Source organism: Nonomuraea sp. NEAU-A123 (assembly GCF_018603905.1).
In the GTDB taxonomy this organism is placed as follows: Bacteria; Actinomycetota; Actinomycetes; order Streptosporangiales; family Streptosporangiaceae; genus Nonomuraea.
Genome location: NZ_JAHFZZ010000001.1, coordinates 127,776 through 148,986, shown reverse-complemented (window position 1 = coordinate 148,986; position 21,211 = coordinate 127,776). Strand labels below are relative to the sequence as shown.

Below are 21,211 nucleotides of genomic sequence, written 5' to 3'. Positions count from 1 at the left end.
CGTGCTTCACAAGAGAGCGAGGAGCGCGTCGGCGACGCGTTCCCTGCCCCGGCCGTCGATCAGCTTGACGCCGCGCCTGCCGTACTCGTCGCGGGCCGCGGGGTCGGCGAGCAGGCGGGTGAGGACGCCGACGGCCGCCGCGTCCGGGGCGGGTCCCAGCCCCGCCGCGATGCCGCCGCCGACCAGCGCCTCGTAGCCGATCAGCTGGTTGTCGGCCACCCAGCTCAGCGCGGTCGGCACACCCAGGTGGAGCAGTTCCCAGACGGCCGAGCCCGCCGCGGTGACCACCAGGTTGGCCTCGGCCATCAGGCCGGGCAGCCGGTCCGTCGGCGGGATGACCGTGACGGGCCCGTCCACGTCGAACGGCACCGGGCTGACCACGGTCGCCCGGAACGGCAGCCCGGTCGCACACAGCGCCCCGGCCCAGGCCGGCGCCACGCCGGCGCTGTCGGTGCCGCCGAAGAAGCACAGCACCAGCGGCCCCTCCGACCGGGCCGGGCGGCGTCGGGCGGTCCCCCGCATCAGCAGGACGCTGTCCCGCAGCAACGCATAACGCGCCCCGGCCAGCCGCGCACCCTGCGGACCGGCCAGCCAAGCGCCCTGCGGACCGGGCGGCCTCTCGCCCCGTGGACCGGCCGGCCGCTCGTCCCGGGGACCGGCCGGCCGCTCGTCCCGGGGACCGGCCGGCCGCTCGTCCCGGGGACCGCCCTCGGCCTCTCGGGGCGGCTGGAAGGGGCGCAGCTCGGCGCCGAGGTTCTGGTCGAGGTAGAGGTCCGCCTCCTGGCCCAGCGGGTCGCCGTCGATGATCGCCAGCACGGCCGTGCCCGCCGCCCGCAGCGCCGCCCCCGTACCGGCGGCCAGCACGTACGAGTCCAGCACCACCGCGTCCAGCCCGAACACCCGCACCAGCTCGACCAGCGCCTCCGGCTCGGCAGGCGCGGCGCACAGCGGGAACCCGCGCTGCCGCAACTGCGACCCCGCCCACTCGGACCCCGCCACCTCCCCCAGGAACAGCACTTCGGCCCCCCGCCCGCACAGCTCCTCGGCCAGCGCCACGCAGCGCATCAGATGACCGACCCCGCTCGCCACGCCCGCGTCACAACGGAACCCCACCCGGTGCGTCACGCCTCCTGCAACGCCTTCTGCGCCACGTGCGCGTTGAGCTCGCACACCTCGGGCCGCTCCCGCAGCCAGCCGACCAGTGACCGGACCGGCACGCACCCGTCGCCCAGCTCCGCGACGACCCGCGAGATGAGCCGCCAGTCGTCCTCCGTGTCGAGCGTGACCCGCAGGTCGGCCGCCGCCGGCGCGTAGGCGAGGCCGAGCAGCCGCGACTCGCCCGGATGCGAGTAGATGTAGGACGTGACGTGCGTACGGTGATGCGCGGTGGCCTCCCGATCGGCCCGTTCCAGCGCGGCCAGCCCGGCGATCTCCACGTCGAGCCCACGCGGCAGCGTGCGCGCCAGGCTCGTGCTCAGGTAGTCGAGGCCGGGCACCGCACGGAAGACCAGCGCGGCCTCGCGGATCACCACCGGATCGAGCAGCGGGCAGTCCGCCGTGAACCGCATGACGGCCTCGCCCGGATGACCCCGCAGCACCTGCGTGAACCGGGTGAGCACGTCGTCGACCGGCCCCCGGTGCCAGGACACGCCGAGCCTGCGGCACTCCGCCACCACCAGGTCGTCGGCCGCCTCCGTGGTGGTCGCCACCACCAGGTCGTCGACCACGTCCGCCGCGCGTACCGCACGGACCACCCAGCCCAGCACGGAGCGGCCGCCGAGCTCGCGCAAGACCTTGCCCGGCAGGCGCGTCGAGCCCATGCGCGCCTGAACGATTCCGACAATCCTCACCCGAAGCCCCATTCCCCTATGTGACTGTGTGTCATTTGACGATCGCGCTATGCTACCGGGCAGCTTGGATGACTACAGCGGGGGGCCGCGTGAGCATTCTCAGTGGATCGTCGATTCTGATCACCGGAGGCACGGGGTCCTTCGGCAAGGCTTTCGTCCGCCACGCGCTGGACCACCTCGGCGTGCGCCGCCTGGTGATCTTCTCGCGCGACGAGCTCAAGCAGTACGAGGCGCGTCACCTGTTCGGCGACGACCAGCGGTTGCGCTGGTTCATCGGCGACGTGCGCGACAGGGACCGCCTGACCAGGGCCATGCACCGCATCGACTACGTGGTGCACGCGGCGGCGCTGAAGCAGGTCGACACGGCCGAGTACAACCCGTTCGAGTACGTCGTGACCAACGTCTCCGGCTCCCAGAACGTGGTGGAGGCCGCCATCGACTGCGGCGTGCGCAAGGTCGTCGCGCTCTCCACCGACAAGGCGTCCAGCCCGATCAACCTGTACGGCGCGACGAAGCTGGTCGCCGACAAGCTGTTCGTCTCGGCCAACCACTACGCCGCCAGCCACGTGACCCGCTTCGCCGTGGTGCGCTACGGCAACGTGGTGGGCAGCAGGGGTTCGGTGGTGCCGTTCTTCCTGCGGCTGGCCGAGGAGGGCGGCAGCGTGCCGATCACCGACAAGCGGATGACCCGGTTCTGGATCACGCTCGACCAGGCCGTCCGGTTCGTGGTCGACTCCTTCGACCTGATGCAGGGCGGCGAGCTGTACGTGCCGCGCATCCCCAGCATGCGCCTGCCCGACCTGGCCCAGGCTCTGGCGCCGCAGTGCCCGGTCTACGAGATCGGCATCCGGCCCGGCGAGAAGCTGCACGAGGAGATGATCGGCCCCGACGACGGCCGCAGGACCCTGCGCCTGAGTGACCGCTACGTCGTGCAACCGACGATCGCCACCTGGGGCTACGTGCCCCCGCAGGGCGGCGAGCTGCTGCCGGAGGGCTTCGCCTACCGCTCCGACACCAACGACCGCTGGCTGTCGGTCGACGACCTGCGCGCCATGGCCGCGGTCAGCGTCTGATGCTGCCCTACGGACGGCAGTCGATCGCCGACGCCGATGTCGAGGCCGTGACCGAGGTGCTGCGCGGCGAGTGGCTGACGACCGGGCCCATGGTCGGCTCGTTCGAGGCCGAGCTGGCCCGCTGGACGGGCGGCGTGCCGTGCCTGGCGGTCACCTCCGGCACGGCGGCCCTGCACGTCGCGTACGTGGCGGCCGGGGTCGGGCCGGGTGACGAGGTGATCACCTCGCCGCTGACGTTCGTGGCGACGGCCGCCACCGCCGCCATGCGCGGTGCCCGGGTGGTCTTCGCCGACGTGCAGCCCGACACGGGCAACCTCGATCCCGTGTCGGTCGAGTCGCTGGCGGGCGACGGCACCAAGGCGATCACCGCGGTCGACTACGCGGGCCATCCCGCCGACTACGACGAACTGCGCGTGATCGCCGACCGGACCGGCGCCTTGCTGATCGGCGACGCCGCCCACTCCATCGGCTCGTTCTACAAGGACCGGCCGGTCGGGGAGCCGGCCGATATCACCACGTTCTCGTTCTTCCCCACCAAGACCGTGACCACCGCCGAGGGCGGCGCCGTCGCCGTACACGATCGCGACCGCTACGCCCGCGCCGCCCGGTTCCGCAACCACGGCCTGGTCCGCGACCCGGCCGAGCAGCGCGACCCCGGCCACGGCGGCTGGCACCAGGAGGTCCACGACTTCGGCCTCAACTACCGGCTGCCCGACGTGCTCTGCGCGCTCGGCGTCAGCCAGTTGCGGCGGCTCGAACGCTTCCGCGCGCGGCGAGCCGACCTGGTCGCCCGCTACAACACGCTGCTCGGCGACCTGCCGGGGCTGACACTTCCCGCCCGGCGCCCCTACACCTCCCCGAGCTGGCACCTCTATCCGGTCAGGATCCGCGACGGGCGCCGGCGGGAGGTGTACGACCGCATGCGGGCCGCGGGGATCGGGGTGCAGGTCAACTACATCCCGGCCTACTGGCATCCGGTCTTCGCGGACCTCGGCTACCGGCGCGGGATCTGCCCGGAGGCCGAGGCATATTACGCCGAGCAGCTCTCTCTGCCGCTCTTCCCCGACCTCACCGACCACCAGCAGGACGAGGTCGTCGACCGGCTGCGCGCCATCCTGGAGTGATCCGCGGCTCGCCGACTCACCGGCTTGCCTGGCTCGCCGACTCGCTGGCTTGTCGACTCGCTGGCTTGTCGACTCGCCGACGCCGGTGTGTCGGCTCGCCAGCTCGTCGGCTCAGCGTTCGGCGAGCATGAGGTTGCCGTCGTCGCTCCGGTCGACCAGGAAGCGCCGCTCGGCGACGGTCACGATCGGCCGGGCCTGGGTACGCGCCAGCGGCCGGATCATCCGGCCCTGGTCGATGACGAAGTCCCAGCGCGACTCGTGGCCGACGACCTCGTCGATGTCCACCAGCGGCACCCTGGCCCGGAAGTCGTGCCCGGCCAGCATGACGGGGAAGTACATCTCCTCGCCGTCGCTCCTGCGCACCAGCCGCAGCACCGGGTCGCCGTCGCCCGGGTCGGCGAGCTGACCGGAGAAGACCAGGTCGTCGCCGTCGACCCGGCACTCGCCGATCAGCGCCTGGGCCCGGCGCAGCCGCAGCCCCCAGGCCCCGCCACCGCCGCGTACCGGCACCAGCCACACGCCCGCCATACGCCTGGGCGCGGGCACCAGCGGCGGCAACCAGCGCGGTCCCGCGACCTTCGCCTCCAGCGTCAGCCGGTGAGCGCGCAGCCGCGCCTTCAGGTTCCAGTGCCCCCGGCGGGCGAGCCGCGGGCCCGTAAGAGCCGCCGGGTCGAAGGCGAACTCGAAGGAGAAGCCGTGCTCCGGCACCGCACCGCCGCCTTCCTGCTCGACGTTCGCCCAGGTCGACGAGACGCGCTGGTCGGACAGCGGGATGACGTCGCCGGTCCTGCGCTCCTCCAGCCACACCTGCACGCTCGCCTTGCGCAGGTCCGACGCGTCGAACCGGTCCACGCTCACGCGCCCCGTACCTCTGAGCCGGCCGTCGTGCCATTCCAGCTCCAGCAGGCGGGCCGACAGGCTGAGCTCGGCCGACACCTCCGACAGGCGCCTGGGCATGGCCGGGTGCCGGCCGTGCCAGCGCTTGCGCAGCAGTCCCGCGAGGCTGATGCGCGGCTGCAGGAGACCCTCGCGGTCCTGCTCGAAGACGCGCGCCAGCTCGTCCAGGCGGCGCCCGTGGAGCAGGTGCGCCTGGAGCCGCTGCGCGAACGGGATGCTCTGCCAGGCCTCCGGCGCGACGCCGTCGAGATAGCGGACGATCAGGTCGACGAGGGCGGGGGCGGCCGCGGCGCCCATCCCGGCCATGGCCGCCACCGCTACGGTCATGTCGATGTCGAGCGTGTCGCGGTCGAAGTGCGGCCTGAGCGCGGGCGCGTCCCTGTCCAGCAGCGCGGCCGTCTCCAGCACCGACAGCAGGCGGTCACGCAGGTTGGCCGGCTCCAGGCAGCGCTGGGTGATCGAGGAGCCCTCCTCGTCGCGCTGCCGCCAGTGATAGACGATGCCCTTGATCACGTCCACCGACGACGCGCCCACGTGCGCGGCCATGGCGACCGGCTGGTCCTCGTACATGCGCTCGGGGAAGGTCAGACCGAGCGCGTCCCAGAAGTCGCGGCGGTAGACCTTGTTCCACAGCATGCGGTCGCGGATCAGCAGCGGGTGGCGGGTGATGTGGGTGCGCTTGAGCGGCTCGGCGAACGCCTGCTTGTGCGCCCACGAGGGTACGAGCAGGTTGCGGTAGAGCCGCATGACGTTGCCGCAGGCCAGATCGGAGCCGGTGGCCTCCAGGGAGGAGACCAGCCGCTGGAACGCGCGGGGCGGCACCATGTCGTCGCCGTCGACGAAGGCGAGGTAGCGGCCCGTCGCCCGCCGTACGCCGATGTTGCGGGCCCGCCCGACCCCCTGGTTGGCCTGCCGGATGAGCCTGATCCGCCCGTCGGTCGCCATCCGGGCCTCGACCACGGCGGCACCGGCGTCGGTGCTGCCGTCGTCCACGCAGATCATCTCAAGGTCCTGGAGCTTCTGCGCGGCCAGCGAATCCAGGCAGGAACCGATGTACTTCTCGACGTTGTAGAACGGGACGATCACCGAAAGAACCGGCACAGGAACTCCTCTTCGTCAGCCGGACAGGAGGCGCAGGACCCTGCGGGCGACCTTGCGCGGGCGGGCCAGACGGCGTGAGAGCCGGTAGCCGAGCGTCCTGCGGTAGGCGGCTGACTTCCGCTGGCTCTTTCTCAGCCGGCCCCTGGCCCGCAGCAGCTCGCGTTCGCGGTAGGTGAGCTTGGTCTCCAGACGGGACACCCTGGCCAGCGCGGCGGTCAGCTGATCCGCCAGCCGGTCTCGCGCGCCGAGCAGGTCACGGTACGTCGGGGCGGCCTCACTCAGCTCGGCCGGCTGCCCCAGCTCGGCGTCGAGCTTGCGGGCCAGATCGAGGTCGGCCTGATCACAAGGCCGGCCCGCCATGCCGCAGAGCGTCAGCGCCAGTTGCTCGGCCTGCCGCGGCCACGGCCACGGATGGTGGTGACCGGCGGCCAGCAGGCGGACCGCGAACCGCCACAACACCCGGCACAGCACCACGCGGTCAGCGGGCCGGTCAGGCTGCACGGGCATGGGGTGGATGGCGGCGAACCGCTCACCGTCCCAGACCAGGTTGTCGGCCGCGGCGTCGCCGCCCATCTCGACCCAGCCGCCGAGCGCGGCAAGCAGGTCGCGGACGGCCCGCACGTCCTCACGGGCACACGCCTCGACCAGGACCTCCTCCACGACCCGCCCGCCGGGAATGGCCCGCTCCACACCGTCGGGCAGTTGGCGGGTGGTGCTCCGAGTGACCTCGTGTACGGCGTGCCCCTCTTCGACGAGTCCGAGCGGCAGACCCACCACGACGGGCGCGACCGAAGGTCTGGTCGCGGTCGGGGCGGTGGTCGCGATCGGGGGTCTGGTCGCGGTCGCCACCCATACCGGGGCGAGTTGCTCGCCGAGGCCGTGCCTGAACACCAGCCGGGTCAGCCGCAGCGGGTCGGCCACCAGCATCCTGTCGCCACCACGGGCGCTCAGCGGGACCGTGAGCGCGTCGGGCAGGTCGGGCCCGAGCAGTTCGCGGGCGAGCAGCGCGCGCGGCGCCCCACGTCCCGGATAGGCGGCGTAACACCTCTCAGGGACCAGTCCGGCCGCCGCCAGCTCCTCGTCCAGGGCGCCGGAGCCATCCGGGTAGCCCTGGTCGAAGCCGTGCGGCTCCCAGTGCTCGTCGGCTCCCGCCCTGTCGGCGGGCCTGGCCTCGACGAACCGGTCGATGCCCAGGTCGTTGCTGACGCTCAGGACGAACCGCCCGCCCGGCGCGACGCGCGCGGCGAGCATGCCCAGCGACTCACGCCAGGGCGGCGCGACCTCCTCGGCCGAGTGCGTACGCCGCAATCCGTCGAGTGCCAGAACCAGGTCGTACGTCTCCTCCGCCGGCAACGCCGCCAGGCGGCCGCAGTGCACTGCGATACCGGGATGGCGCTCGGCGAGGGCGCACGCGTCGGGATAGGAGCGCAGCAGCACGGCCACCGACGAGGCCCGCGCCACCACTTCGTCCACCAGGCCGCGCGGGTGCGGCCCGACCAGCAGCACCCTGGCCCGCTCACCACCCCAAGGCCACTCCCCGGCCCTCGCCACCCCGTCATCCCAGGCCTGTTCCCCGGCCCTGGCCCGTTCGTGGCACCTGGTGCCCTCTCCGGCGCCGGCCTCGTCGTCGGCCCAAGCCGCCTTGTCGGTTTCGATGGGGAGCAGGCGCCTGACCAGTTCGAGGGCCACGCCTCGCCAGTCCGTGACGCCGGACGTATGGGATGAGTCTGACCACAGCAGCATCTCGCCGCCGATCAGCCGGACGTTCTCGGGTGCCTCGTTCATGCGCATTGCGCCCGCTTCCAGCCGAACATTCGCCGTAGCTCCTCCGGTGTCGCCTGATACTCGAATCCCAGCTCCTGCCGCGCCGCCTCCCTGGCCGCCTCGGGATCGACGTGCGCGCCGTGCAACTCGGGCCAGAGCCGCATCCGGCGGGCGGTGCCGCCGTACTCGGGCCGCTCGTCCTCGAACTGCATCGGGTCCCCGTAGACGGCGACCTCGCAGCCCACGGAGGCGCCGTAGAACAGCGCGCTGCCCAGCCGGTTGGAGGCCACCCTGCGATGCCGCCGCAGCTCGGCGAGCTGGCCGGGCAGGAAGTCCCGCCCCTTGCCATCCCACCGCGAACCACGCTCGCCATGACAGATGACCCGGAAACCCGCCGACCGATAAGCACGCCGGATGTCCGGATTAGCGAATTCCAACCAGTAAAGACAGATTGTCACCGGCCCTGTCTCCACTTCAGCGATTTCAGCGGCGAGTCGGGCATGGTCCCCGGTGACCGAATGCTTTTCCCAACCGTGGAAGGGGTACCAGATCGTACCCTCCCTTTCGGGAACGGCGCCCGTTCGGGGCTCCATATCAAGCAGGTAGATCCACGGCGCGCCGATGACATAGTGACCTCGGCGGCCCATCGACCAGCCACGCCGTCTGAGCACGTCGGACCAGACGAAACGGGGGTAGCCGGGGCTGCACCAGTGGTCGTTGGGCGGGAATCCGTGGAGATAGTTCCAGCCGTGCTGCAAGAAACCCTGTATTCGCCGGGGAATGTCTTCCGCCACTTCACAGTATCGGCCGAGTATGCGGGAGTGCCCGTACCAGTGATTGGATTCGTCCATCATTCCCCCTGTAGCGGTTGACGCGCGCCATGCGACATTCCCAGCCCGGCACAGCGGGCACTCGCCGTTATACGGTTCCATTACTCACGACGGGGGCTTGGTTTCTGTTGACGGACGATCACGGCTACACTAAGTCGTTGTTCGGCGACAGAAAGTGAGCAGACATGAGCCAGCTCGACCGCCTGCGCGGCGTCTTCCGCGCCTCGCTGAGCCTGCCGGCCGACACGGACGTCGACGGGCTCCACTACCGCGCGATCCCGCAGTGGGACTCGCTGGCCCACATGGCCCTCGTCGCCGCGATGGAGGACGAGTTCGCCATCATGATCGACACGGACGAGATGATCGACATGAGCTCGTTCGCCAAGGCCGCCGAGCTGCTGGAGAAGCACGGTGCCGACGCCGTCACCTGACCGCCGCGTCGCGCTCGTCACCGGCTCCACGCTGGGCATCGGCCGGGCCGTCGCCGTCCGGCTGGCCCGCACCGGCCACGAGGTCGTCGTCCATGGGCGCGACCGGGAGCGGGCCGCCAAGGCGGCGGCCGAGGTGGCCGCCGAGACCGGCGGCCACACCGACACGGTCCACGGCGACGTGGCCGACCCCGCCGCGGTGTCCGCCATGATGCGGGAGGTCCACCGGCGACACGGGCGGCTCGACGCCCTGGTGATCAACGCGGGCGGGCACGCGGCCAGCCTGCTCGGCATGATGCACAGCGACGTGGTGAGCCGTCTCTTCCACGTCAACGCGCTGGGCGCCACCCACACCCTGCAGGCCGCAGTCAAGCTGCTGCGCAGGGGCACCGACCCGGCCGTGGTCCTGGTCTCCTCGGTCATGGGCCGCAAGGGAGCGCCCGGCCAGGCCGTCTACTCCGCCACCAAGGCCGCCGTGCTCGGCCTCACCCTGGCCGCCGCCAAGGAGCTGGGGCCCCAGGGCATCCGGGTCAACGCGGTGGCACCCGGTTACATCCAGACCGACATGCTCTCCACGCTCGACGACCGGGCACGCGCCGAAACCATCGCCGCGACCCCGCTCGGCCGCCTGGGCACCGCCGGCGACGTGGCCGCCGCGGCCGCCTTCCTGCTCTCCGCCGACGCCTGCTTCATCACCGGCCAGGTCATCGGGGTGGACGGCGGACTGGTGCTGTAAGCCTCCGACACGATGGACGGGCGGTCTTCCATGAACGCTTCTCTACACCCCGCCAACGGTTCCCCACCGCACACCAACGGCGGCACCGTGGGCAACGGGCGAACTTCCACAACCCATTCCCCACACCCCGGCGCACCTCATACCGCGGACGCCGCTGACAGCGGGGCCGGGGGCTCTCTGCGGCAGGAGGTGCTGCCTCGGGAGTGCTTTCCGCACCCGGACGCGCGGATAGTCGTCGCCGGGGAGCCGGGTGTGCTCACCGGCGACGAGCTGAGCGCCCGGATCGGGAGCACCATGCAGGCTCTGGCCGCCCTGCCGCCCGGTCCGGTGTTCTGCGGCATGCGCATCGATCTGCAGTCCGTACTGCGTTACCTCGCGGCGTTGCAGGCGGGCCGGCCCATCGCGCTGCTGGACCCCGACCTGCCGCCCGGCACGCTGGCCGAGCTGGCCGCCAGGTTCAAGCCCGCCGCCCTGCTCGGGTTCACGCGGGCCGCCGACGGACTGCGGCGCGCCCGGGGCGGCACCCCCGAGCACCACCCGCACCTGGCCGTCCTGCTCGCCACCTCGGGTTCCACCGGCAACCCCAAGCTCGTACGACTGTCACGGTCCGCCGTGCTGGCCAACGCCCGAGCCATCGCCGCCGCCCTGGCCATCGGCCCCGGCGAGACCGCGCCGACCAGCCTGCCGCTGTACTACAGCTACGGCCTGTCGGTGCTCAACAGCCACCTCGCCGCGGGCGCCACCGTGGTGCTGACCGACGCGGGCCTGCTCGAACGGTCCTTCTGGACCATGCTCGACGAGCACCGGTGCACCTCACTCGCCGCGGTCCCCTACCAGTACGAGATGCTGCGCAAACTCCGCTTCGACCCGATCGAACACCCCGCGCTCACCACCCTCACCCAGGCGGGCGGGCGACTGCGCCCCGAGCTGGTCACCGAGTTCGCCGCCAAGGCCCAGCGATTCTTCGTCATGTACGGCCAGACGGAGGCGACCGCCCGCATCGCCGTACTCCCCCACGACCGCCTGGCCGCCAAACCGGGCTCCGCCGGCCTGGCCGTCGCAGGCGGCCGCCTGACCATTGACGACGGCCAGGTCGTCTATCACGGCCCCAACGTGATGATGGGTTACGCCGAAACGGCCGACGACCTGGCCAGAGGCGACGACCTGGGCGGCGTGCTGCCTACGGGCGACCTCGGCCACCTCGACGACGAGGGCTTCCTCTACATCACCGGCCGGATGAAACGCATCGCCAAGGTCTTCGGCGTACGCGTGAACCTCGACGACATCGAACACCTGCTCCGCGGCCGCGGACCCATCGCGGCCACGAGCGGCGACGACCGCATCACGGTCTGGGCCGAGGGCCTCGACGCCGACGGCTGCACCACGCTCGCCCGGCGGCTGGGGTCCGAGCTGCGGCTCCACTGGAGCGGGTTCGACGTACGCGGCGTCGACCGGCTGCCACTGCTCGGCACGGGAAAGATCGACTACAGCACGCTGGAGGCCCGTACATGAGCGTCTTCACCTTGGCCCAGGGCGCGAAGGAGGCGGTGCTGCTGCCTGAGCTGGTCGCGCTGACCGAGCGGCATCGGCGGGCGTGCCTGCCGTACCGGAGGATTCTCGACGCGATCGGGGCGGTGGGGCCGTACGGGCGGGTGGCGGATCTGCCGTGGTTGCCGGTGCGGCTGTTCAAGACGCACGAGTTGCGCAGTGTGCCGGAGAGTGCGGTGTTCAGGGTGCTCACCTCCAGCGGGACGACCGGGCAGCGGCCCAGCCGCGTCTACCTCGACCGCGAGGCGGCGGCCGCGCAGCCGCGCATGCTGGCGGCGACGCTCCGGGCGGTGCTGGGCGGGCGGCGGCTGCCGATGCTGATCGTCGACAGCCGGTCGGTGGTACGCGATCCCACGCTGAGCGCTCGCGGCGCGGGCGTGCTCGGCATGATGAACTTCGGCAGGGATCACGCGTTCGTCCTCGACGAGGGTGGCGGGCTGGACGCCGAGGCGGTCAGGGGCTTCCTCGCACGGCATGGTGGTGCGCCCTATTTGATCTTCGGGTTCACGTTCATGGCGTGGTCGCACCTGCGTGAGCTGGGGCTTGATCTGTCGCAGGGGGTGCTGATCCACTCCGGGGGTTGGAAGCGGCTGGCCGAGCAGGCCGTCGACAACGCCACGTTCCGCAGGCGGCTGGGCGAGGAGTGCGGGCTGCGGCGGATCCACGACTTCTACGGGATGGTCGAGCAGATCGGCACCGTGTTCCTGGAGGGGCCGGATGGGGGTGGGCTTTACTGCCCCGATTTCGCCGATGTCGTGATCCGTGACCCGGAGACGTGGCAGGAGGCGCCCGTCGGCGTGCCGGGGCTGATCGAGGTGGTCAGCACGCTGCCCACGTCGTATCCGGGGCACGTCCTTCTGACGGAGGACCTCGGCGTGGTGCACGGGGTGGACGACGGGGTGTGGCCGGGCAAACGGTTCTCGGTGCTCGGGCGGCTGCCGAAAGCAGAGGCACGCGGCTGCAGCGACACGGCGGCATGGGCGGCGGCGTGATGGACGAGCGGGCTGGTCTGGCTACCGGGGGCGCGTCGGTCAGGGTTCGGTTTCCTGAGGGGCCGGATGTGGCCGTTGGGACGTTGGTTGGGCAGGTACGCGAGGGTGAGCCGCTTGCGGTGGGGGATGAGCGGATTCGCGGGTTCATTGCCGAGTTCGGGAGGCGGTTGCTGAGTCCTGAGCTGGCGCGGCGCCATCCGGAGCTGGCGTCGCTCGGCTTCTTCCTGCGACCCAGCGAGCTCGCGCGGATTCTGGACGGGCCGCGAGGCGATCACCTGAGGGCGCCGCGTGGCCTCGTGTTCCACGTCCCGCCCGCGAACGTCGACACCGTCTTCGTCTACTCCTGGGCGCTGTCGGCGTTGATGGGGAACCGCAACGTGGTACGCCTGTCGCCCCGCGCGGGCGCCGTGGCCGCGACGATCACGCGGACGCTTCAGGAGTCGCTGGCCGACGCCGATCCGGTGGTGGCCGCCACGCAGCGCATCGTCACGTACGACCGTTCCGACGCCGTCACCGCAGCCCTGTCGGCGGCCTGTGATCTGCGGGTCATCTGGGGCGGCGACGCCACGGTCGACGAGATTCGCCGCCATCCGCTCGCCCCGCACGCGCGTGATCTGACCTTTCCCGATCGGACCTCGTTCGCGGTGCTGCGGGCGGCGGCCTGGCTGTCGGCGTCGGCCGCCACTCGGGGCGCGGTCGCCGACGGGTTCGCCAACGACGCCTACTGGTTCGACCAGGCGGCGTGCTCGTCCCCGCGCACCGTCTACTGGGTCGGCTCACCCGCCGACTGCGACACGGCGCGCGACGGCTTCACCGCCTGCCTGGCGCGGGCGGTGGCTCAGCGTGGGTGGTCCGTGGACGCCGCGATGGCGGTCGAGAAGCGAGTGGCCACGTACGGGCTGGCCGCCGATGGCCGGGCCAGCGCCATCGACTTCCACGGCAACGCGCTGGCCAGTGTCACGCTGGCGGGTCCTGAGGCGGCGCCGCGGCGGTGGCTGGGCACGGGGACGTTCGCGCATGCCCGGATCGAGGGGCTCGGGGAGTTGGCCGGGCTGGTGGAGCGTCGGGATCAGACGATGACGCACTTCGGGTTCGTCCCGGCCGAGCTGGAGTTGCTGGCGGGGGCGCTGGGCGGGCGGGGGGTCGATCGGATGGTGCCGATCGGGAGCGCGCTGAGTTTTCACCGGGTTTGGGATGGGGTGGAGCTGACCACGGAGTTCACCCGCCTGGTGACGGTGATCGCATGACGAGCAGGGTTCGGGGGACTACGGACCACCGCCGCCTGGTCAGGCACGGTGGCCTGGAGGGCGTGGTGGGATGACGATCACGGCGGTTACGAGCGCGGTCACGTCGCCGGTGTCGGAGCGGCGGAGATGGTCCGGCTGGGTGCCGGTGGCGCTGGTGGGTCTGGTGGCCGTGATGGCGCTGATCTGGCGCGGGGTATCCGTTCGGGATCTGGTGGCTTTCGGGGCTTATGTCGGCGTCGGGGTGCTGGTTCCCGGGACGTTGCTGTGGCGGGCGCTGGGGCGGGCTGGGGGGTCGCTCGCCGAGGAGCTGGCGGCGGGCTTGGCGCTGGGCTACGCGGTCGAAGTGCTGACCTACATCCCGGCGCGCGCGGCGGGGGTGCCGCAACTGGTGCTCGCGTGGCCTGTTACGGTGATCGCCCTTTTCACAGCCGTACCGCGACTGCGACGGCACTGGCGGCCGGGGGCGACGGCTCGCGAGCGCACGCCCCCAGAGAGCGAGCAGACGCACCCAAAGAGCGAGCGGACACCCTGGGCGGTTGCGGCTGGTGAGCGGATGCCCTTGTGGTGTGCGTGGGCCGTCGCGGCGGTCATCTGCTATCTCATCGTCTGGAGTGCCCGGTCGTTCTACCTCGGCCACGGCCTGACCTGGCCCGGCAACGCGGCGCCATACGTCGACATGCATTACCACCTCGCCCTGCTCGGCGAGCTCAAGCACCACATGCCACCTACGCTCCCGACGATCCTGGGCGAGCCGCTGACCTACCACTGGTACGTCTACGCCGAGATGGCCGCCACCAGCTGGGTCACCGGGATCGAGCCGCAGACGCTGCTGTACCGGCTGTCGATGCTGCCGATGATGGTGGCGATGGTCGTGCTGGTGGCGGTGCTCGCCAGGCGGGTGACCGGGCGGTGGTGGGCAGGCGTGGCCGCGGTCGTGGTGACGTACTTCGCTGTCTGCCCGGAGCTCTACTGGGGAGCGAGCAATCTGTTCACGTCGCGGTCGCTGTTCACGGTGTGGACCAGTCCGACGCAGACGTTCGGCGCGTTGCTCTGTGTCCCTGTGGTGCTGCTGCTCGTCGGCCGTCTGCGCGGGGAGCGGGCCGGGGTCGGCGGGTGGGTACTGGTCGCGGTGCTGCTGGTCGCGCTGACCGGGGCGAAGGCGACGTTCCTCCCGCTGTTGCTGGGTGGGCTGGTGCTCGTCCTGGTCGTCAGGCGGTGGTCTCGGCCCGCTCTCGTGGGAATCCTGATCACGGTGCCGACTCTGGCGTTCGCGCAGTTCGTCGTCTTCGGGGGCCAGCGGCAGGGGTTGATACTCGCGCCGTTCGCGAGCATGCGGCGGGTGTGGGGGGCGGTGACGTACCTCGGTGGTGAGCCGCTCGCCGAGGCGCCTGTGTGGCCCATTGCCGGGCTGACGGTGATTCACCTGGCGTGCCTGGCGTGCGTGTGGGCGGGACTGCTGGGGGTGGTCGCCAGGCGGGCGGCGCGGCTGGATCCTGGGGTACTGCTGTTGCTCGGGATCGGGGCGGCGGGTGTCGCGGGCGTCGTGCTGTTGGGCCATCCGGCGCTCAGCCAGTACTACTTCCTGGAGGGGGCTCGGCCGTACCTGTCGATCGCGTCCGTGGCCGGGATGGCGGCCCTGGGCCGGGAGCGGGGATTCGCCGCCGCCAAGTGGTGGGTGGCGCTGGGCGCCGGGCTGGTCGTGGGGGTCCAGGCGCTGCTCGGGCCGGACGTGCCGGTCCAGGAGCTGTTCCCCCTCGCGCTGCCGTACCTCGTGCTGGGGGTGGTGGCCGCGGTGGTGGCGGCGGCGGTCGCGCTGCGGCGCGGGCCCGTGACGCTCGCGGTGGTCGCGCTGCTCACCGGGTACGCGCTGCCGGCCACCGTGACCAAGGGGATCGGGCCGTCGAGCGGCATCGGACCGTCGAGCAGCGGAGTCCCGCCCACACGTGTGCTGCCGCCGGGCGGGATGGAGGCCGCGCGATGGCTGCGTGACCACTCGGCGCCGGGCGACGTCGTGGCGACCGATGGGCACTGCCGGCCCATCGCAGGGAAGAGGTGCGACAGCCGCCACTTCTGGGTGTCCGCCTACAGTGAGCGTCGGGTGCTGGTGGAGAGCTGGGCGTACGCCCAGAGCACGCTGTCGCGGAGCACGCCGTTCGGCACCTCGTTCCTGGCCGTGCCGTTCGTGGACCAGGCGCGCCTGGCGGCGAACGACGAGGTGTTCCGGCAGCCGTCAGCGGAGAACATCTCGCGGCTCGTACATGAATATGGCGTCAAATGGGCGTTCACGGAGAATGGCACGGCCCTTGACGGGTTCGCGAAACTGCGTTTCCGTAGCGGGCCGTGTTCCGTCTATCAGCTCGGGTAAAAGTCTGCCCTACCCGAAGAATGGTGCGGAGAAACAGCCCGCGCATCAATGGACGGCCCCAGCACCATTCCCGTATGGACACGCGTTCCGCCATGGAGCTGGGCCAGGCCGTTCTCGACGGACCGGTCACCCTGGCGACTGTGGACATCGTCATTCCGGTGCTCAACGAACAGAGGGCCCTGCCCGGCTGTATCAGGACGCTCAACGCGTTCCTCGGCGATTCCTTCCCGCTGCCGTGGCGCATCACGATCGTCGACAACGGCAGCATCGACGGCACCTGGCGGGTCGCCAGGGGCCTGTCCCGCGAGTTCCCGCAGGTGTATGCCCGCAGGCTGGAGACCAGGGGCCGAGGTGCGGCGTTGAAGGCCGCCTGGCGCGACAGCCCGGCCGACATCGTCGCGTACATGGACGTCGACCTGTCGACCGGGCTCGGCGCGCTGTTCCCGATGGTGGCCTCGCTGGCCAGCGGCCATTCCGAGGTCGCGATCGGCACCCGGCTCGCCCACGGCGCCCGCACCCGCCGGTCGCTACGGCGCGAACTGGTCTCGCGCGGCTACAACGCCCTGCTCCGGTACGGGTTCGGCGCCGGATTCAGTGACGCCCAGTGCGGCTTCAAGGCCGCCAGAACGGACGTGATCAGGCCGCTCATGGACCGCGTCGAGGATGACGGCTGGTTCTTCGACACCGAGCTGCTCCTGCTGGCCGAGCACAACGGCCTGCGCGTACACGAGGTGCCCGTGGACTGGGTCGAAGACCTGGACTCGCGCGTCCGCATCGTCAGGACGGCGATCGAGGACCTCCGGGGGCTGGCCAGGGTGGCGCGGTCGATGTCCACCGGCAAGGCCGCGCTCAAGGTGCGGAAGGAGACCGAACTCACACCCACGCACCCGGACGCGGTCGTCGCCCGCCCGCCGGCCAGATTCGCGTCGTTCGCCGTGATCGGCGTGGCCTCGGCGGTCCTCTACGTGCTGCTCTATCTCTCGTTGCGCGAACTCTGGTCGCCCGCCGCGACCAACCTCGCCGCACTGGCGCTCACCGGCTTCGCGAACGCCGAGGCCCGCCGCTGGACGGTCAACCTGCTCGGCGGTCACCGCAAGACCCCGCACGCCCGGGCCTCGCTGGTCTTCCTGACCGACTACGCCATCACCACCATGGCGCTGCACGGCCTGCCGCCGGGCAGTCGTCTGTCCGAGGTGACCACCGTCGCCGGCACGTACTGCCTGCTCACCCTGCTGCGCTTCGTCGCGCTGGATCGGTGGGTCTTCCCAGAGAAATGACAGAGATGCGAACACAAGAGATCCGCCGCATGACCGCGCTCGAAGACGGCCACTGGTGGTACCGGGAGCGCCGGGCCCTCCTCCGCGCCGAGTTGCGCCGCCTGCGGCCGGGCCGGGCGCTCGACATCGGCGCGGGCGGTGGTGGCAACACCCGGGTGCTGGTCGAGGAGGGCTGGGACGCGACCGCGGCCGACTGCTCCGGGTTCGCGGTGGAGGTGGCCAGGGATCGGGGGCTCCGGGCCGTACAGGCTGACGCGCGTGACCTGCCGATCGAGTCCGGGAGCGTGGATCTGGTGACCGCCCTCGACGTGCTGGAGCACATCGAGGAGGACTATCTGGCCACCGAGCAGATCGCCAGGGTGCTGCGGCCGGGCGGGCGGGCGCTGATCGCGGTCCCCTGCGACATGTCGCTGTGGTCCGCCCACGACGAGGCCGTCGGCCATGTGCGCCGCTACTGCCGCGATTCGCTGACCGGCGTGGTCGAGAAGGCGGGCCTGCGGGTCGAGCGGCTGTGGAGCTGGAACGTGCTCCTTCGCCCGCTGGTCGCCCGGCACCGGCGCTCGTCCACGGGCAGTGACCTGGAGCGGGTGCCTCCGCTGATCAACGCGGGACTGACCGCAGTCGTCATGCTGGAGAGGCGGCTCCCGGTCCGTTCGCTCAGGGGTTTGACGCTGTTCATGTGCGCCCGGCGCGAGAGTTAGGAGACCCGCGTGCCGCTCGACCGGAGCGTGCTGCTCGACGACGCGTGGCGGCTGTACGCGGACGCGCCCCGGGCCCTGCGGCTCAAGCAGCGGCTGCGGGTGCTGGTCTGCCCGTTCGAGGTGACGATCGGGTTCGTGCCGGAGGGGGCGAGTGTGCTCGACATCGGGTGCGGCTCAGGACTGACGCTTGGCCTCATGGCGGCGCGCGGGAAGCGCGTCCAGGGCCACGGCTTCGACCCGTGCCCGGTCGCGATCGGGCTGGCCGGGCGGATGGCCGTCCGGCTCCGCGACAGCGGCTCGACGCTCCGCTTCGAGCACCGCGACGCCCGCTCGCCGTGGCCGGACCGTTCCTACGACGTGGTCCACATGCAGGACGTCATCCACCACCTGCCGATTCCGGCGCAGCGGGCCGTGTTCGACCGGGCCTGCGCGGCGGTACGGCCCGGCGGCCTGTTCGTCTACAAGGACATGAGCGCGAGACCCCTGTGGCGCAACGCCGCCTGCCGGATCCACGATCTGATCACCGCCCACGAGTGGATCCAACCGGTGCCGATCACCACGATCGAGAACTGGGCCGCGGAGAACCGGCTCGCCCTGGAGGTGTCCCGTACGGCGCACCGCGTCATATATGGGAACGATCTAAGAGTCTTCCGCCGGCGTCTTTGGCCATAGGCTATCGGTTGTGGTGATTCACGGCTTACTGGCGGCGTCATTGGCGATGACCGCACTCCCCGCGACCGACGTTCAGGCAGAGATCAATTGCAGCCGGGTCAAATGTCTGGCCCTGACCTTCGACGACGGCCCGAGCGTCTACACGCCGAAGCTGCTCGACCTGCTCAAGAAGGAACGTGTCAAAGCCACCTTCTTCCTGGTGGGCGCGCAGGTGGAGAAATATCCGAGCATCGTCAGGCGGGAAGCCGCCGAGGGCCACGCCATCGGCAACCACACCTATTCACACCCGTCGCTGCCCACACTGCTCGACAACGAGATCCTCGACGAGATCCACACCACTCAGGAGCTCATCCGGCAGCAGACGGGCAAGCTGCCGACGATGTTCCGGCCACCGTACGGAGCCACCGACGACCGGGTGCTGGGCCTGGCGGGCTCGCAGGACATGTCGCAGGTGCTGTGGACGGGTACGACGCTCGACTGGAGCCTGCGTAATGTAGAGAAGATCAAGGCGGCCGTGTTGAGGCTGGCCAAACGCGACGGCGTGCTCCTCATGCACGACGTGGTGCCGCAGACCGTGCAAGCCATGCCGGCGATCATCAAGGAGCTCAAAAAACACGGCTACCACCTCGTCACGGTGCCGACGCTGCTGCGCGGCAAGGGGATGGAAGCCGGGGTGAGCTACCCCTAGACCGCCTGGATCGGGAGCCATGCAGATCGAAATCGCCAAGCGCCGGCGATGGGTGCCGCTTGGGACGTTCGTCGCTGTTCAGGCCGTTCTCGCCTGCTGGTGGGCGGCCTTCTACCCCGGCCTGTTCAGCCGCGATTCGGTCCTCTACCTGAGTCACACCATCGTCGGCCCGTGGGTGGGCGACCACTCGGTCCTCTACGACTCGCTGCTGTGGCTCAGCTTCAGGACCACCGGCGACCTCGGCGCGGTCACGTTCCTGCAGACCACCGCCATGGCGGCCGCGCTCACCTACCTGACGGAGGCGCTCAAGGCGCTCGGCGCGCCGCGCAAGACGACAACGGTAGTGGCGGTGCTCCTGCCGCTGGTGCCCACGGCCGGGGCGTTCACGGTCACGCTCTGGAAGGACGTGCCGTTCACGATCTGCGCGGTCGCGATCGCGGCCGCCTGCGCGGCGATGGCCGCCGACCGTACCGTCACCAACCGCAGGCTGCTCGGGCTGGGCCTGCTGATGACCACGCTGGGGTTGTTCCGGGCGAACGGCTTCCTCGTGGTGGGCGTCGCCATCGTCGTGCTGCTGGTGATCGTCACGGTCATGCGGGTACGGCTGGCGCTGGTCGGCACGGTGGCGGCGGCCATCCCGCTGCTGCTCAGCAACCTGGTCTTCCCCCAGCTCGGCATCGCGGCACCGTCGAAGACGTACGTCTACCACACGGCCTTCGGCGACATCGCCGTCGCCTACCGGGACCATCCCGAGCTGTTCACCGAGCAGGACAAGACGCTCATGTCAGCCGTCGCGCCGCTGACCAGGTGGACCGAGGGCGGCACCTGCTACACGATCAACCCGTTGATCTGGCGGCGTGACTTCAACTGGCAGCAGGCCGACACACACGCCACCGAACTGCTCGACCTCTGGAAACGCCTGCTGGTCGAACGGCCGGCGATGGTGGTCGACGCCAGGCTGTGCCGGGGCGCGATCGCCTGGAAGGTGTTCGGGGACGACACGGCTCCCGGCGGGCGGACCTACCGGTTCTCGCTGCGCCCGAACGCCGACACCTACGTGGGCCCCGGCAAGGTGCCCGACTTCCAGGGCCGGTGGGTCTACTCGCTCAGGCCGATGTCACAGGACCTCTACCAGGTGGCGAGCTCGTGGCTGGCCACCGCCGAGGAACCCCAGTACGACTGGGCGCTGTGGCGGGGGGCGTTCTGGTGCTATCTGTCCTATCTGAGCGTGGCGCTGGGCGCGCTGGCGCTGCGCAACCGTTATGTGATCGCCGTGGCGGCGCCGGTGGTGGGGCAGCAGCTCGCCATCCTGGCCAACATCTCCGCCCAGGACTTCCGCTACATGGCCTCGCCGATCCTCATCAGCGTCCTGCTGGTGCCGCTGCTGGTCGCCTCCGTCGTACGACTTGTCCGGCGCCTGCCCCCGCGGGGACCGGCGTCGGCCGCCGAGCGCGAGGAGGCAGTCGTCTAACTCGCGGCCGCGTGGCGGGCGTCGTAGCTCTCGCGGGACTTCGCCACGGACTCGCCGTGCCTGACCGACCAGTCGGTGAGCGTCCGCAGCGCCTCGTGGAGCTCCAGCGCCATGGGCGTGGCCATGTACTCGACCTTGGGCGGGACCGTGGCGTAAACCGTACGCTGGAGCAGGCCGTCACGTTCCAGGCTGCGCAGCGTCAGGGTGAGCATCCGGCGGCTGCCCTCGACGAGCCGCTCCAACTCGGTGAACCTGATCGGCCCGTCAGACGCCGCCACCAGAATCTCGATCGCCCACTTGCCGGCGATGCGGTCGAGGATCTCGCGCGGCGGTACAACGTCCTCCATAGGACCTTGATGGTCACACATCATGACCACTGTGACAAGACATCCCCTATGGGGCTTTTCGCCCTGCTTGAGATCGGGTGGCGCGCTCCGTCAAGGAGGA

General features: G+C 71.0%; 19 protein-coding genes. 13 read left to right on the top strand and 6 right to left on the bottom strand.

What is annotated here, in order from left to right; translation table 11 throughout:
• Positions 1–6: 6 nt before the first annotated feature.
• Together KLK06_RS00795 and KLK06_RS00790 are read right to left on the bottom strand one after the other, a co-directional pair.
• Positions 7–1,125, bottom strand: coding sequence for a PseG/SpsG family protein (locus KLK06_RS00795; protein ID WP_214633295.1), 1,119 nt, complete (start codon positions 1,123–1,125; stop codon positions 7–9).
• Positions 1,122–1,850, bottom strand: a complete 729-nt coding sequence (locus KLK06_RS00790) for a glycosyltransferase family protein (protein WP_308168049.1) — start codon at positions 1,848–1,850, stop codon at positions 1,122–1,124. The genes KLK06_RS00795 and KLK06_RS00790 overlap by 4 nt, the downstream gene beginning before the upstream one ends.
• Positions 1,851–1,939: 89 nt before the next feature.
• Between KLK06_RS00790 and pseB the strand changes: the two genes are divergently transcribed.
• Positions 1,940–2,923 carry a UDP-N-acetylglucosamine 4,6-dehydratase (inverting) gene (pseB, locus tag KLK06_RS00785; RefSeq protein ID WP_308168048.1) on the top strand — a complete coding sequence of 328 codons (984 nt, stop codon included), beginning with the start codon at positions 1,940–1,942 and terminating at the stop codon, positions 2,921–2,923.
• Positions 2,923–4,047 carry a DegT/DnrJ/EryC1/StrS aminotransferase family protein gene (locus KLK06_RS00780; RefSeq protein ID WP_214633293.1) on the top strand — a complete coding sequence of 375 codons (1,125 nt, stop codon included), beginning with the start codon at positions 2,923–2,925 and terminating at the stop codon, positions 4,045–4,047. The genes pseB and KLK06_RS00780 overlap by 1 nt, the downstream gene beginning before the upstream one ends.
• Before the next feature lie 111 nt (positions 4,048–4,158).
• Here KLK06_RS00780 and KLK06_RS00775 read toward each other — a convergent pair whose 3' ends face one another.
• The 3 genes from KLK06_RS00775 to KLK06_RS00765 are packed head-to-tail and all read right to left on the bottom strand — an operon-like array spanning position 4,159 to position 8,663.
• Entirely contained in the window at positions 4,159–6,045 is a 1,887-nt protein-coding gene (locus KLK06_RS00775; protein ID WP_214633292.1) for a glycosyltransferase family 2 protein, read from the bottom strand.
• A 15-nt stretch (positions 6,046–6,060) separates the two neighbouring features.
• Positions 6,061–7,830: a hypothetical protein gene (locus KLK06_RS00770; RefSeq protein ID WP_214633291.1), complete on the bottom strand. Its 1,770-nt coding sequence runs from the start codon at positions 7,828–7,830 to the stop codon at positions 6,061–6,063.
• Complete coding sequence (locus KLK06_RS00765; protein ID WP_250904721.1) at positions 7,827–8,663, bottom strand: hypothetical protein; 837 nt, start codon at positions 8,661–8,663, stop codon at positions 7,827–7,829. The genes KLK06_RS00770 and KLK06_RS00765 overlap by 4 nt, the downstream gene beginning before the upstream one ends.
• Before the next feature lie 161 nt (positions 8,664–8,824).
• On the opposite strand from KLK06_RS00765, the gene KLK06_RS00760 reads away from it, so the two are divergent.
• The 11 genes from KLK06_RS00760 to KLK06_RS00710 all read left to right on the top strand — a co-directional run bounded on the left by KLK06_RS00760 (position 8,825) and on the right by KLK06_RS00710 (position 20,764).
• Positions 8,825–9,070: an acyl carrier protein gene (locus KLK06_RS00760; protein ID WP_214633290.1), complete on the top strand. Its 246-nt coding sequence runs from the start codon at positions 8,825–8,827 to the stop codon at positions 9,068–9,070.
• Complete coding sequence (locus tag KLK06_RS00755; protein WP_214633289.1) at positions 9,051–9,803, top strand: SDR family NAD(P)-dependent oxidoreductase; 753 nt, start codon at positions 9,051–9,053, stop codon at positions 9,801–9,803. Before KLK06_RS00760 ends, KLK06_RS00755 begins: the two co-directional genes overlap by 20 nt.
• A gap of 189 nt (positions 9,804–9,992) precedes the next feature.
• Positions 9,993–11,315 (top strand): AMP-binding protein, encoded by a 1,323-nt coding sequence (locus KLK06_RS00750; protein WP_308168047.1) that lies wholly within the window; start codon positions 9,993–9,995, stop codon positions 11,313–11,315.
• Complete coding sequence (locus KLK06_RS00745; RefSeq protein ID WP_250904720.1) at positions 11,312–12,343, top strand: acyl-protein synthetase; 1,032 nt, start codon at positions 11,312–11,314, stop codon at positions 12,341–12,343. The genes KLK06_RS00750 and KLK06_RS00745 overlap by 4 nt, the downstream gene beginning before the upstream one ends.
• A 167-nt stretch (positions 12,344–12,510) precedes the next feature.
• Positions 12,511–13,590 carry an acyl-CoA reductase gene (locus KLK06_RS00740; RefSeq protein ID WP_250904719.1) on the top strand — a complete coding sequence of 360 codons (1,080 nt, stop codon included), beginning with the start codon at positions 12,511–12,513 and terminating at the stop codon, positions 13,588–13,590.
• Positions 13,591–13,660: 70 nt separating this feature from the next.
• Entirely contained in the window at positions 13,661–15,955 is a 2,295-nt protein-coding gene (locus tag KLK06_RS00735; RefSeq protein WP_214633287.1) for a hypothetical protein, read from the top strand.
• A 74-nt stretch (positions 15,956–16,029) separates the two neighbouring features.
• Positions 16,030–17,232, top strand: coding sequence for a glycosyltransferase (locus KLK06_RS00730; protein WP_214633286.1), 1,203 nt, complete (start codon positions 16,030–16,032; stop codon positions 17,230–17,232).
• Positions 17,233–17,237: 5 nt separating this feature from the next.
• Positions 17,238–17,933 (top strand): bifunctional 2-polyprenyl-6-hydroxyphenol methylase/3-demethylubiquinol 3-O-methyltransferase UbiG, encoded by a 696-nt coding sequence (locus tag KLK06_RS00725; protein ID WP_214633285.1) that lies wholly within the window; start codon positions 17,238–17,240, stop codon positions 17,931–17,933.
• Positions 17,934–17,942: 9 nt separating this feature from the next.
• On the top strand, positions 17,943–18,605 hold the full coding sequence (locus KLK06_RS00720) for a class I SAM-dependent methyltransferase (RefSeq protein ID WP_214633284.1): 663 nt from the start codon (positions 17,943–17,945) through the stop codon (positions 18,603–18,605).
• Positions 18,606–18,651: 46 nt separating this feature from the next.
• Positions 18,652–19,293 (top strand): polysaccharide deacetylase family protein, encoded by a 642-nt coding sequence (locus KLK06_RS00715; RefSeq protein WP_214633283.1) that lies wholly within the window; start codon positions 18,652–18,654, stop codon positions 19,291–19,293.
• A 19-nt stretch (positions 19,294–19,312) separates the two neighbouring features.
• Positions 19,313–20,764 carry a hypothetical protein gene (locus KLK06_RS00710; protein WP_214633282.1) on the top strand — a complete coding sequence of 484 codons (1,452 nt, stop codon included), beginning with the start codon at positions 19,313–19,315 and terminating at the stop codon, positions 20,762–20,764.
• On the opposite strand, the gene KLK06_RS00705 is transcribed toward KLK06_RS00710, so the two are convergent.
• Positions 20,761–21,111, bottom strand: a complete 351-nt coding sequence (locus KLK06_RS00705; RefSeq protein WP_214633281.1) for a helix-turn-helix domain-containing protein — start codon at positions 21,109–21,111, stop codon at positions 20,761–20,763. The two genes, KLK06_RS00710 and KLK06_RS00705, sit on opposite strands and share 4 nt — an antisense overlap.
• Positions 21,112–21,211 lie beyond the last annotated feature (100 nt).